The organism is Streptomyces catenulae, assembly GCF_000718015.1.
In the GTDB taxonomy this organism is placed as follows: domain Bacteria; phylum Actinomycetota; class Actinomycetes; order Streptomycetales; family Streptomycetaceae; genus Streptomyces; species Streptomyces catenulae.
Genome location: NZ_JODY01000052.1, coordinates 1 through 12480, shown reverse-complemented (window position 1 = coordinate 12480; position 12480 = coordinate 1). Strand labels below are relative to the sequence as shown.

Annotated in this window: 10 protein-coding genes and 1 pseudogene; 3 read left to right on the top strand and 8 right to left on the bottom strand. The window is 74.0% G+C overall.

The window, feature by feature from the left end; all coding sequences use genetic code 11:
• A complete protein-coding gene (locus tag IF23_RS0129550) occupies nt 1-219 on the top strand; it encodes a ferredoxin (RefSeq protein WP_030289144.1) in 219 nt (72 codons plus the stop codon).
• Nucleotides 220-339: 120 nt separating this feature from the next.
• On the opposite strand, the gene IF23_RS0129545 is transcribed toward IF23_RS0129550, so the two are convergent.
• On the bottom strand, nt 340-852 hold the full coding sequence (locus IF23_RS0129545; protein ID WP_030289142.1) for a DinB family protein: 513 nt from the start codon (nt 850-852) through the stop codon (nt 340-342).
• A gap of 399 nt (nt 853-1251) precedes the next feature.
• On the opposite strand from IF23_RS0129545, the gene IF23_RS0129540 reads away from it, so the two are divergent.
• Both IF23_RS0129540 and IF23_RS35495 read left to right on the top strand, forming a co-directional pair.
• Nucleotides 1252-2913 (top strand): ABC-F family ATP-binding cassette domain-containing protein, encoded by a 1662-nt coding sequence (locus IF23_RS0129540; RefSeq protein ID WP_030289140.1) that lies wholly within the window; start codon nt 1252-1254, stop codon nt 2911-2913.
• Nucleotides 2910-3263 (top strand): annotated as a pseudogene (locus tag IF23_RS35495) (NUDIX domain-containing protein); the annotation flags it as partial. The gene IF23_RS0129540 and the pseudogene IF23_RS35495, both read left to right, overlap by 4 nt.
• Nucleotides 3264-3416: 153 nt before the next feature.
• Here the strand turns inward: IF23_RS35495 and IF23_RS0129530 are convergent.
• From IF23_RS0129530 to IF23_RS0129500, 7 genes are all read right to left on the bottom strand, one after another.
• Nucleotides 3417-4640: a cytochrome P450 gene (locus IF23_RS0129530; RefSeq protein WP_030289136.1), complete on the bottom strand. Its 1224-nt coding sequence runs from the start codon at nt 4638-4640 to the stop codon at nt 3417-3419.
• Nucleotides 4641-4893: 253 nt separating this feature from the next.
• The gene (locus IF23_RS0129525) at nt 4894-5541 is read right to left on the bottom strand and encodes a TetR/AcrR family transcriptional regulator (RefSeq protein ID WP_030289134.1); all 648 of its coding nucleotides are present in this window, start codon (nt 5539-5541) and stop codon (nt 4894-4896) included.
• A gap of 70 nt (nt 5542-5611) precedes the next feature.
• Nucleotides 5612-6856, bottom strand: coding sequence for an MFS transporter (locus tag IF23_RS0129520; RefSeq protein WP_157848106.1), 1245 nt, complete (start codon nt 6854-6856; stop codon nt 5612-5614).
• 409 nt (nt 6857-7265) lie between these two features.
• Complete coding sequence (locus IF23_RS0129515; protein ID WP_030289125.1) at nt 7266-8135, bottom strand: hypothetical protein; 870 nt, start codon at nt 8133-8135, stop codon at nt 7266-7268.
• Nucleotides 8136-8273: 138 nt separating this feature from the next.
• Nucleotides 8274-9335: a type III polyketide synthase gene (locus IF23_RS0129510; RefSeq protein ID WP_030289123.1), complete on the bottom strand. Its 1062-nt coding sequence runs from the start codon at nt 9333-9335 to the stop codon at nt 8274-8276.
• A gap of 663 nt (nt 9336-9998) precedes the next feature.
• Nucleotides 9999-11204: a cytochrome P450 gene (locus tag IF23_RS0129505; RefSeq protein WP_030289121.1), complete on the bottom strand. Its 1206-nt coding sequence runs from the start codon at nt 11202-11204 to the stop codon at nt 9999-10001.
• 399 nt (nt 11205-11603) lie between these two features.
• Nucleotides 11604-12480, bottom strand: an 877-nt coding sequence (locus IF23_RS0129500; RefSeq protein ID WP_037680227.1) for a DUF1259 domain-containing protein, incomplete at its 5' end; no start/stop codon positions are given.

Genomic DNA, 12480 nt, shown 5'->3' with positions numbered 1-12480 from the left:
GTGAGCCGCCAGGTGGAGGTGGATCCGCTGCGCTGCATCGGCTCCGGCATCTGCGCCGGAACCGCCCCCGACCTCTTCGTCCTCGACGGGCCCCGCTCCCGGCCGGTGCACGACGAGATCGAGGGGGACGACGAGCTGGTCCTGGACGCCGCGGACATGTGCCCGGCGATGGCCATCACCGTCCGGGAGAACGGTCGCGTGATCGCACCCCGCGACTGACCGGGCCGCCCCGGGGTGCCACGGCCCCCGGGGCGGCGGTCCCGGTGCGCCTCCGGTCTCCGGGGGCGCACCGGACGGCCGCCCGCCCGGGCACCGTGGCGACGCCGTGCCGGGCGCCGGTCAGACGCCCGTCCGGCCGTCGATGCGCTCGCGGATGAGGTCGGCGTGGCCGCAGTGGCGGGCGTACTCTGCGATCAGGTGGGTCTGTATCCAGCGGAGGGTGGGGCGGGCCTCACCGAGGGTGCCGGTGTCGTCCGGGGAGCGGGTGGCGCAGAGGGCCCGGGCGTGCTCCACCTCGGCCCGCCACCGTGCGACCGCGTCCTCGTACGACGCCTTCCCGGCGCCGCCGAAGCCGCCGCTCATACCGTCGGCACCGGCGTCCCCGGGGAACAGATCGGGGACGTCCTCCCCGGCGAGGACGCGGCGGAACCAGTGCCGCTCGACCTCCGCGAGATGCCGGACGAGACCAACGAGGGTGAGCGGCGAGGGCGGCGCGGAGGCGGTGCGCAGCTGCTCCTCGTCGAGCCCCGCGCACTTGTCGGCGAGGGTGGCGCGGTAGAAGTCGAGCCAGCTGGCCAGGGACGTCCGCTCGTCGGCGTCCATCGGCGGGGTGACGCGTTCGGAAGTGCTCATGCCCGCATCGTGGCACGGGGGTCCGACAACGCGCGGAGGCTGTGGACAACGGCGACAGGGCCGGGCGGACGCGCCGCCCGCCCCGCCGATCAATGCCGCCCGCCCCGCCGATCAATTCGGATGCGGCCCGCCCGGCGCCGGGGTACCGTTCACGGGTCCTGTTGTCTCCGATAGAGGTGGACGTTGCGCATCTGAGGTCTGCGACCATCGCGCGGTACGGCCCTGCCGTACGCCTGTCACGCCGTGTCGGCACTCTGCCGCCCGTGACCTCGCGCGGATGCGACCTCGGTGCATGAACCGTCCTCCCTTGCCAGGACCGCACCTCTCCCTCCCCGGCCGGTCGCCGCGTGGTGCTCGCCTACGACGCCCCCGTTCCTGCGTGCAGACTGCGAGAAACCCATGTCCCGACCCCCCGCCCCGCAAGCCTCCGTGACCTGCTCCGGAGTGACGTTCCGCTGGCCCGACGGCCGTACCGTCCTCGACCGGCTCTCCTTCGTCGTCGGCCGGGGCCGTACCGGTCTCGTCGGCGACAACGGCACCGGGAAGTCCACGCTGCTGCGGCTGCTGGCCGGTCAACTGCGCCCCGCCGAGGGCGCGGTGAGCGTCACCGGCACCCTCGGCTACCTCCCGCAGAACCTCACCCTCGACACCGGTCTGCGGGTCGAGGCCGCCCTCGGTATCGCCGACCGGCGCGCCGCGCTGCGCGCCATCGAGTCCGGCGACACCGACGAGGCGCACTTCGGCACGCTCGGCGACGACTGGGACATCGAGGAACGCGCCCTGGCGACGCTGGGCTCCCTGGGCCTCGGCTCGCTCGATCTCGACCGTACGGTCGGCGAGATGTCCGGCGGTGAGACCGTCCTGCTGCGGCTGGCCGCGCTGCTGCTGGACCGCCCCGACGTACTGCTCCTGGACGAGCCGACCAACAACCTCGACGTGTTCGCGCGGCGGCGGCTCCACGAGGCCGTCGCCTCCTGGCGCTCCGGCGCGCTGATCGTGGTCAGCCACGACCGGGAGCTGCTGGAGCGGGTGGATCGCATCGCCGAACTCCGCTCCACCGCCGTGACCTGGTACGGCGGCGGCTGGTCCGCCTACCGGGAGGCCGTCGACGCCCAACAGGACGCGGCGGCCCGGACGTTGCGCACCGCCGAGGCGGACGTCCGGCGGCAGCAGCGGGAGCTGGAGGAGAGCCGCGTCAAGGCGGCCCGGCGCCGTCGGCAGAGCGCCAAGCTGGACGCCCAGCGGCGCGCCCCGCGCATCGTCGCCGGGGAGCGCAAGCGCTCCGCCCAGGAGTCCGCCGACCGGGTCCGCGGTATCCACGAGGACCGTCTCCAGGAGGCGCGGGAGCGGCGCGAGGAGGCCGCGGACGCGATCCGGGACGACGCCGAGATCCGGGTGGACCTGCCGCACACGGCGGTGCCCGCGGGCCGCACCGTGCTGCGGCTGACGGCGCTGCGCCCGCGCCACGGCCTGCTGCGGGAGGGCGATCTGGAGGTGCGCGGCCCGGAGCGCATCGCGCTGATCGGCCGGAACGGCGCGGGGAAGACGACGCTGCTGCGCACCCTGGCCGGGCAGTTGGAGCCGCTGTCCGGTGAGGCGCGGACGTTCGTCCCGCTGCGCTTCCTGCCGCAGCGCCTGGACATCCTGGACGACGACCTGAGCGTGGCGCGGAACGCGGCCCGTACGGCGCCCGGGGTCACCGACAACGCGCTGCGGTCGCAGCTGGCGCGGTTCCTGTTCAAGGGGGCCCGGGCGGAGGCGCTGGTGGGCACGTTGTCCGGCGGGGAGCGGTTCCGGGCCGCGCTCGCCGCGACGATGCTCGCCGCGCCCGCCCCGCAGCTGCTGATGCTGGACGAGCCGACCAACAACCTGGATCTGTCCGGGGTGCGGCAGCTCACCGCGGCGCTCGCGTCCTACCGGGGCGCGTTGGTGATCGCCGGGCACGATCTGCCGTTCCTGGAGTCCCTCGGCATCACCCGTTGGCTCTTCGTCGGCGAGACCCTGGAGGAGACCACGGCGGAGGAGGTCCGGGCCCTGTCGGAGAGGCCGGAGCCCGTGTGAGGGTGCCGGTGACGCGGGGCGGCGGGCGGTTCGGCGGAGGGGGCGCGGCCGGGCGGGCGTGCGCCCCTCCGGTGCCGCTCGCCCGCCCGGCGCCCGCCGCTCCCCCGCACGCCCCGTCCCACGCGGCCCCGCAGGTCGCTCCCCTACCTCCGGAGGCCGTATCGGAGACCGTCCCTCGCACCCGTGTCTCGGCGTACGCCGTGCTCGTCGACGACGGGAAACTGCTGCTCACCCGGCTCTCGGCCGCCTCGCCGGTCTTCGCGCCCGGGCTCTGGCACCTGCCGGGCGGCGGCATCGCCCCGGGTGAGCAGCCGACCGAGGCACTGGTACGGGAGGTGGACGAGGAGACCGGCGGCAGCACCGCGGAGGTGGCCCGGCATCCGCTGTCCCGGCTCGACGAGGCACGGCTGAGCCCCGCGGCCGTCGACGCGCTGACACCGACGGAGCTGCGGCCGACCGGCGCCGGAGCGCGGCCCCAGGGTGCCGCCCCGGGGCCGCCCGCCTCACCAGGTGACGGGCAATGCGTGCACCCCGTACACCGATCCGTCGTGCTTGAACGCGAGGTCGTCGCGGTCGGCGGCCAGCCGCAGGGTGGGGATGCGCCGGTGCAGGGTGCTGTGGACGACCTGTAGCTCGATACGGGCCAGGGTCTGGCCGAGGCACTGGTGCACACCGAAGCCGAAGGCGAGGTGGCGGCGGGAGTCGCGGGCGAGGTCGAGCCGGTCGGGCTCGGGGAAGACGTCCGGGTCGCGGTTGGCGAGGTCGTTGGCGAGGACGACGCCCTCGCCCGCCCGGAGGGTCTGCCCGGCGATCTCGATGTCCTCCAGGACGGCGCGGCGGCGCCCGCTGTGGGTGATGGTGAGGTACCGCAGCAGCTCCTCCACGGCGGCGGCGACGACCTTCGGGTCGTCGGTGTCGCGCACCAGGGCGAGCTGTTCGGGGTTCTCCAGCAGGGCGAGGGTGCCCAGCGCGATCATGTTGGCGGTGGTCTCGTGCCCGGCGAGCAGCAACAGCACGCCTGTCTCGGCGGCCTGTTCCCGGGTCAGCTCCCCCGCCTCGACCCGTCCGACCAGTCCGGACAGCAGATCGGCGGGGCCCGCGGTCTTCCGGGCGAGCAGCCCGTCGAGGTAGCCGGTCAGGTGGGCGTGGGCGGCGGTCCGCTCCTCCGGTTCGACGGTGCGGCTGATGAGGACCCGGCTGTTCTCCTGGAAGAAGTCGTGGTCGGCGTAGGGCACCCCGAGGAGTTCGCAGATGACCAGCGACGGCACCGGCAGTGCGAAGCGGGCGACGAGGTCGGCGGGGGCGGGCCCGGCGAGGAGTTCGTCGAGGAAGGTGTCCACGATCCGCTGGATGGTGGGCCGCATCGCCTCCATCCGGCGGACCGTGAACGGTGCCGTCACCATCCGCCGCAGCCGGTTGTGCTCGGGGTCGTCCATCAGGATGAAGCTCATCCGCGCGCTGCCGTTGACGGGCGCGGAGGAGGGGTAGCCGGGCCGCATGATGTCCGCGCTGACCCGGGGGTCGGCCAGCAGGGCGCGCTGGTCGGCGTGGCGGGTGACCAGCCAGGGCGTGCTGCCGTCCCACAGCCGGACCCGGGTGAGCGGCCCCTGCCGCTGTGCCTCCCGCAGCCCGGGCGGCGGGTCGAAGGGGCATCCGGCCGCCCGGTCCATCGGGAACGCGGGGACCTCACCCGGGGTCGTGTCGTGCGGGGCTGCGGTACCGGTCATGTCTCGCTCCTCGTCTGCCCGCCCGGACGGTCCGAGGGTCGGCTCCGGTGCGGTACGTATCGGCGGTGCGTGGTGGGGCGTCGGGTGTACGGGGGCGCGGAGGGCGGGCGGACCGGCCGCCCCGGGGACGGCCCTCGGGCCGACGCCCCTCGGGGAGCGGGCAGTTGGGGCAGTCGCCCGGCGGGCCGCCCCCCGGGGAGAGACCGCGCGGGGGTGCACCCCGGGGACGCCGCCACCAAAGCGCCCCGGGGCGTCAGCCGCTCGGTGTCACGGGGGCGGTCCACAGGCCGACGATGGCGTCGATCAGCCCGGTGGCCGTGGTGTGCCAGCTGCTGCGCGCGGTGGCGGTGTGGTCGGCGAGGGCGCGTTCCCGTTCGGCGCAGGTGTGCACGATCAACTGCCGCGCCATCGCGCCCCGTTCCACATGGACCTCGGGCGGCAGGTCGGGCAGGCAGCGGTTGAGCCCCTCCAGGGTCCGTACCAGCGCCGGTGACCCGAGGGACTCCTCGGCGAAGACGTCCTGGAGCGCCGGGTCGGTCATCACCTGGGCGCAGCACCGCGCGAACCAGGTGGGGCTGCCCAGGGACGCCAGATGCGCCGTGGTGGGCCGCACCAGGCAGCCGACCCAGGCGGCGATGTCCGCGGTGGCGTCCAGCGCGTCCACCCGGCGCGCCCGGTCCTCCTCGATCCGGCCCAGATGCTCCCGGGCGAGGGCGCGCACCAGATCGGTCTTGGTGCCGAAGTGGTAGCCGACCGCGGCGTTGTTGCCCTGTCCGGCGGCCTCGCTGACCTGCCGGTTGGAGACCGCATAGACCCCCTGCTCGGCGAAGAGCCGCTCCGCCGCGCGCAGGATCCGCGCCCGGGTCACCTCCGCCTGACCGGCCCGCGCCGCTCCACGCATTCCGCCCCCTCCCGACCGACCACGCCCTGCTCCCGTGCCCGGTCAGGCAACCCGATCGACGCCACTCCAGTCAAGCAACTGACTTAAATTCGCGCTCCGTTGTCCCGTCCGCCCCGTCGGCGGGGCGGGCCGCACGGCGTCCGAGGGTGAGGACGAGCAGTGCGGCCACCACACCCACGGCGGTGAGCACCAGCCACGCCGGGCCGAACCCCGCGTGGGTGACGAGCCGGCCGAAGAGCATCGGCCCGCAGGCCCCGCCCAGCGAGACGCCCATCTGCGTCACGGCGGTGGCCCGCGCCGCCGCGGCGGGGAAGGAGACGCCCGCGACGTAGTGCAGCAGCCCGGCCCAGCCCCAGCCGCCGCCGAAGGCGAGCAGCGCCCCGGCGACGGTGACGGCGGCGCCGCCGTTCAGGGCGAGCAGCGATGTGCCGAGCGCGCCGACGGCGTACAGCTGCCAGAGCAGGGTGCGCGGGGCGTAGCGCCCCCGGTCCACCACGACACCCGCGGCGAGCCGGACGGCGATGTTCACGACGGAACCGGCGGCGGCCAGGAACCCGGCCGTCGAGAGCGTCAGACCGCCATGGGTGCCCGAAGCGATCAGGAACCCTCCCAGAGAGTTCCCGACCATGGCGCCGCACAGCCCGGCCCCCGCCAGCCCCAGCAGTTGGGCGTTGATCCTCAGCGGCGGCGCGGCGGCACGTGCCGGGGCGGCGGCGTGCCCGCCGCGCCGCACGCACAGACCGAGGACGCCGTAGAGCGCGCAGACCACGGCGGCGGACACGAACACGGCGCGCCAGCCGTACGGGACGGCCAGCGCCGGGACCGCGACACTGCCCAGCAGGGTCGCCATGGGCACGGCCGCCTGCTTCAGCCCGAACGCGAAGCCCTGGACGCGCCGCGCGCAGTGCCGCATCAGCAGGGAGTTGGTGTGCGGCTGGCTGTAGCCGTAGACCAGACCGCCGACCGCCGTCCCGGCCACCAGCCCGGCGCCGCCCGCCCAGGCACCGAGCGCCAGCCCCACCGCCGTCGCACAACTCGCCACACCCACCGTGGTCTCCGCCGACACCGGCACCTCGACCTTGCGGCTGAGAAAGGCGCCGAGCAGCGAGGCGAACCAGTAGGCGGCGAGCAACAGCCCGGTATCGCCCGCGTCCCAGCCGCGTTCCCGATTGATCAACGTACTGGTGGCGCCGACGAGGAACAACGGCATCGAGGTGAGCACGGTGATGAGCGCCACCCCCGCCGCCGTCCCCATCCCGGCGGGCCGGGAAGCCTCGGCATCGTCCTGCGCGGGCACTGCTGTCGTCCGGCTCACGCCACTCTCCCGGCCTGGTGAGGAGGGGTACGGATCCCGGCGGTCGGCTGCCGGAGACATCACGGGGAAGAACAGGAATTACGGGTGCGGAAATCCCGCACGGAAGGGCGGGAAAAAGAGCGGACCCGCCTTCCCCGCACCCGCTTTCACGGGAACGGGGAATGCCCGGGAAGCCCCGCCAAAACCCGGGAACACCCGGAACACCCGGAAATACAGAACCCGGAAGGAAGAATCCCGCCCCTTCCCGTATTCCGGAACCCGCTTCCCGCATCACCCTACCGAGCGTAAAAGGGGAGCGTAAATTACCGTTCGGCATGACGGATGCGCGGGAAACATGGGTGCCCGGGGAGCGCCACCGGCCGCACAGGAGCGGACCGCCGCCGAGGACCGTCCATCCCGGGGCGGCGTCTCACCGGCGCCACCACGGCTCGCGCACGTACAGGCTCTCCACGCGGGTGCAGCCCAGGCCGTTGGAGATCTGGGCGGAGTCCAGGTTCCAGCCGACGACGCCGCTGCCCTTGCGGCTCAGTTCGATCAGGCGGCTGCTTGCGGTGACGGTGCCGTTGGTGACCTGACACCGTACGAGCGGCGTCCACGACCGCCCGTCGAGTGCGGAGACGAACGCCAGCACCGGCAGCACCAGCACGGTCAGGGCCAGCGCCACCCCCTGCTCGACGGCGGCGGCGCGGCGCAGCCCCCGGGACGGCCGGTAACCCGCCGCGCCGCCCGGGCCGTTGGCGTCACCGGGCGGTGCCGCCGCGCCGTCGCCGCCCGCCCGGGCGTGCCGGTGGCGCCGTCCGGCGTGGTACTCCACCACCACGCCCTTGCGCAGCAGATACGCGACGACGCCGGTGCCCAGCCCCCACCAGGGGCCGAAGAGGCAGGCGACGATGGCCCCCACCGCCGCCGGGTTGACGACGGTCAGCGCCACCCGCCGCGCGGCACCCGCCGGACCGCCGCCCACGGGCACCGCGCCCCGCGCCGCGAAGAGCGCGAACACCACCCGGGAGAGGACGACGCCGAGCACGGAGGCGAGCAGCGGGTCGGTGAGCAGCATCCCGATCCACACATCGGGCCAGTTGGCGGGCTCCATGCCGACGAGCACCTCGCGGACCGCGTCGCCGCCGCCGACCGTGTACGCGACCTTGACGACCGGGACGGCGAGGGCGAGCGCCATCAGGACGGTGTGCCCAGGCCCTCCCTTACGGTCGAGCGCGCCCGCCTGCTCCGCGCCGGGGCGCGCGCCGCCCGGACGTCCCACGGTCCCTGCTTCCGCCATGGCGCTCACTGAAGCACGCGTCACCGGGGGACGGCAGGCGCGACACGGGCCCGCCGGGAGCCGGGCGGGACGGTACGACGGCAGCGGCGCACCGCCCGCGGGCCACCGGGACGGACCCGCCCGCGAACGACCGGTTCCTCACGCCGTGTCGGACTCCGCGACCCAGGTGCCGAGGGAGATCTCGGCGGTGATGCCGGGCCCGAACCCGGCCATCAGCCCGCGGTCCCCGTCGAGGGCGGACCCCTCGTCGAAGAGCCGGGCCATCGCGTCCAGCACCACGGCGCTGGCGATGTTGCCGTACTCGGTGAGCGTCGCCCGGCTGAAGCGGAACGCCCCGGGCGGCACGTCGAGGAAGTAGCTGAGGTCGTCGAGGATCCGGGGACCACCGGCGTGGATGATGTAGAAGTCCATCTTCCCGGCGTTCCAGTCGTTCCCCTCGGCGGCGTCGCAGAGCGCCGGGGCGAGCGGCTCCATCGTGCCCGGCACCCGCTTGTCCAGCTGGAAGTGGAACCCGGTGGACTTGACCGCGTACGAGATCCACGCCTCGGTGTGGGGGATGATGTACGAGCTGTTGCGCTCCAGGCGGATGCCGGTGCCGCCCTCGCCCCGCAGGACGGCCGCGGCGATGCCGTCGCCGAACAGCCCGTTGGACAGCAGCGATCCGACGCCCAGGTCGGTGGGCTGGTAGCAGAGCGAGCAGAACTCGCAGGCGACGATGAGGACGTTGGCGTCGGGGTAGGCCGTACAGAAGTCGTGGGCCCGGTTGACGGCCGCTCCGCCCGCGGCGCACCCGAGTTGGGCGATCGGCAGCTGCCGCGTCTCCGGCCGGAACCCCATGGCGTTGATCAGCCAGGAGGTGGCCGGCGGCATCATGAAGCCGGTGCAGGAGACGTAGATGATCAAGTCGATCTGCTGCGGCTCCAGTTCGGCGTCGTCGAGCGCGCGCCGCACCACGGCGGGCACCCGTTCCTTGGTCTGCTCCTCGTACACGATGCTGCGGGCGTCCATGCCCGGGTGGCGGAGCGTCTCCTCGATCGGCTGGATGAGGTGCCGCTTGCGTACTCCGGTGTGCTCGATCAGCCGGAGGACCAGGCCGAGTTGCGGATGGTCGGCATGCAACCGTTCCGCGAGTTCCAGTGTTTCCTCATTGGTGATGACATGCTCGGGTACTGCGATGGCCGGTTTGCAGAGAACCGCCATGGATCTCCTCCTAGCGGACGGTGCTCCACACGGCTGAGCCCAGCGGGGAAACGCGGGGTGTTCGCCGGCCGATGGCCGACGCTGCGGCAGCGTATGCGCGGCAGGGCGCTCGGCGGGCCGCTGGCGTTGCGCGGCGCCGCGCCGTGCGTCCCCGGAAAGGGCGCGGGCGGGCCGACCGCCGAAAGACCGCATTCTCGCCGTATGGGCAGATGGTGGTGCGCCACACCGTGGTTGGCCCTCGGCATTACGTTACGGCAGCCAGGTGACGCCCGCATGTCGGCCGACGGGGCCCGTGCGGCGCGGGCGGACGGCGGTCCGGGTTGCCGTGCGGCGGGGTCTGACGCATCACCCGGGGCGCCCGGGAGGAGGGGCGGAGGGCTGCTGCGCCGGGTGCGGGAGCGACGCGGCGGGGCAGCGTTCCGGGGCCGGTTCCCGTTCGGCGGCACCCGGGGTGCGCGCAGCGGTGCGGCCGGGCATCATGCCGCCCGGCCGCACCCCACGGCGTATGTCTGCCCTTCGGATCCCGGCCCGGCGGCGGAGCGCCGGGGCGCGCCCGCCGGTGCCGGGCCCGGTGCGGCGGCTCCCGTCCGGCCCCGGGCAGGGGAGCCACCGCGGACGGGTGGTGCGGCCCACCGTCCCGGCGGGCCGCCGCTCACGCCCCGCTCACCAGGTGACGGGCAGGGTCAGCGGATAGCGCCAGATGGAGTTCTTGTTCCACTCCACGTCCTCGGCGGGCACCGCCAGCTTCAGCGCCGGGAAGCGCCGCATGAGCGTGCCGAGCGCCACCTCCAGCTCGGTGGCGGCGAGCGGCGCGCCGAGGCAGTGGTGTCCGCCCCAGCCGAACGTCATGTGGGACGGCCCGTTGCGCTCCAGGTCCAGTTCGTCCGGCCGGTCGAACTTCCGCCCGTCCCGGTTGGCCGTCAGGTACGAGACGTGCACGATGTCGCCCTTACGGATCCGCACCCCGCTCAGCTCCACGTCCTCGACGGCGACGCGGGGGATGCCGACGCCCTTGCGGAAGGGGATGAAGCGCAGCAGCTCCTCCAGCGCCTGCGGGAACTTCTCCGGGTTGTCCCGGAGCATCGCCAGCTCGTCGGGCCGCGTCAGCAGGGCGTAGGAGATGTTCCCGAGCTGATAGGTGGTGGTGTCCTGGCCCGTGATGAGCAGGACCATCGCCATCACGGTCAGCTCATCGTCGTTGAGCAGCTCATCGCCGTCGCGGGCGGTGGCCAGCACGCTGATCAGGTCGTCGCCCGGGTCCGCCCGGCGCTCCGCGGTCAGCCGCGCGAAATAGGCCCGCAGCTCCGCCTTGGAGCGGATGGCCGCTTCCTTGTTCTCGACGGTGACGTTCATCATCGTCCGGGCGTGCTTGCGCAGCTGCGCGCGGTCCCCCTCGGGGATGTCGAGAACCTCGCAGATGGTGGTCAGCGGCAGCGGCGCCGCGAGATGCTCGAAGAGGTCGGCGGGCGCGCCGTGCGCCTCCATCCGGTCCAGCAGCCCGTCGACGACATGCTGCGTACGGACCCGCATCCGCTCCATGTGCCGCGGGGCGAACCCCTTCGAGATCAGGCTGCGCAGCCGACTGCTCCCGGGCGGGTCCATCACGTTGATGGCCTCGTCCTGGACGATGGGCTCCGGCGTCATCCGCGGGAAGTCCCGGCCGACCACCGCCCGGCGGCTGAACCGCCGGTCGGTGGTGACGGTACGCACGTCGTCGTAGCCGGTGACCAGCCACGCCTCCCCCTCCCCGTAGGGCAGCTGGATACGGGAGACGGGCCCCTCCTTCTGCAGCTCTCTGAGCTGCGGGTCGAATTCGAGGGCCTCGGCATAGTCGAAGGGGCAGTTCCGCGTGGGGGGCACGGGGTCCATACGAAGCTCCAGGTACGGGATCGGACGGATGAGGCGGGCCGAAGGGGACGGACACCCCCTCGGGAGGCCGTCTGCGTGGCGTCGTTCACCCGTCGGGCGGCTCCACGGCTTCCGGTCGGCGACCACGGGGCGCGGCGGGCCGGGCGGCACGGCGCGCCGACGACCGACGACCGCACCGCGCACGGGCGTACCGCACCCCGTCTGCCGCACCCCGTGGACCGGTCCCGGCGTGGACGACAGGACCTAGGTACCCGATCACCTGTCGGCACACGCGCCGCATCCGGGCGATTGATCCGATTGCTCCATGTATCGCGTACCGCCCGGCCCCCGGCACGCCCACCGCCCCGACCGCCGGGCCCGGAGGTCGCGTGCCACACGGGCCCGCGGCGGGATCGCCCCTCAACCGGCCGGGACCTCCCCCACGGGGGCCTCCACCCGGGCGGCGTCCACCGCGCGGCGCAGGGCCCGGGCGAGCGTGACGGCGTCCGCGACGGCCCAGAAGTGGCTGAAGAACAGCCGGGGCGACTCGTCCAGGTGATGGTTGTGCAGCTCGACAAGGCGGATCCCGCCGCGCCGCAGCGCCGCCAGGACGTCTTGGACCTCGTCCGCCGTCATGGCGAAGTCACCGGCGAGCGCCGCCCGGCCGCCGCCCACCGGCTGGAAGATGAACGCGCAGGTCGACCCGAGACCGGCGGGCAGCACCAGCGGTCCGCTGCGCACCGTCTCCCGGCGGACGAACAGGCACTTGAACACCCCTTCCTCGACGGTCCCCCGGGTGCCCAGCGCCGCCTCGATCCCCGCGATGTCCAGGTCCATGGGGAGCGAAGGACCCGGCGACCCCGGGGGCGGGGTGCCGGTCCGGTCGAACCCGGCGCGCAGCCCGCGGGCGAGCGCCTCCGCGTCCCGCCCGTGCCCGTGCACATGGGCCCACCAGATGTCCGGGTGCTGGGCGAGCAGATGCTTGTGGAGCGCGGTCAGCGCGATCCCGTGCGCCTGCCATGCATCGATCGCCCGCTGCATCTCGTCCTCGGTGACCACGACATCGCCCATCGCCATCGCACTGCCGTCGGCGTACCGGACGAACGACACATGCGCCCCGAGCGCCAGCCCCGGTTCCACGAGAACCCCGTCGGAGATCACCTGCAGATCCCGCCGCGGAAACCCCGTGTGGTAGATCGCACCCCGCAGCATGTTCCCGCCCCGCCCCAGCGCCCGCCCCACCCCGGCCCACTCCGCCTCCCGGGTCGGCACCGGCTCGATCCCCCGCGCCTCCGCC

Excerpts from the sequence above, each read along its gene's own strand:
- IF23_RS0129545 (WP_030289142.1), bottom strand. The coding sequence starts at position 852 with ATGAGCACTTCCGAACGCGTCACCCCGCCGATGGACGCCGACGAGCGG.
- IF23_RS0129540 (WP_030289140.1), top strand. The coding sequence starts at position 1,252 with ATGTCCCGACCCCCCGCCCCGCAAGCCTCCGTGACCTGCTCCGGAGTG.
- IF23_RS0129530 (WP_030289136.1), bottom strand. The coding sequence starts at position 4,640 with ATGACCGGTACCGCAGCCCCGCACGACACGACCCCGGGTGAGGTCCCC.
- IF23_RS0129525 (WP_030289134.1), bottom strand. The coding sequence starts at position 5,541 with ATGCGTGGAGCGGCGCGGGCCGGTCAGGCGGAGGTGACCCGGGCGCGG.
- IF23_RS0129515 (WP_030289125.1), bottom strand. The coding sequence starts at position 8,135 with ATGGCGGAAGCAGGGACCGTGGGACGTCCGGGCGGCGCGCGCCCCGGC.
- IF23_RS0129510 (WP_030289123.1), bottom strand. The coding sequence starts at position 9,335 with ATGGCGGTTCTCTGCAAACCGGCCATCGCAGTACCCGAGCATGTCATC.
- IF23_RS0129505 (WP_030289121.1), bottom strand. The coding sequence starts at position 11,204 with ATGGACCCCGTGCCCCCCACGCGGAACTGCCCCTTCGACTATGCCGAG.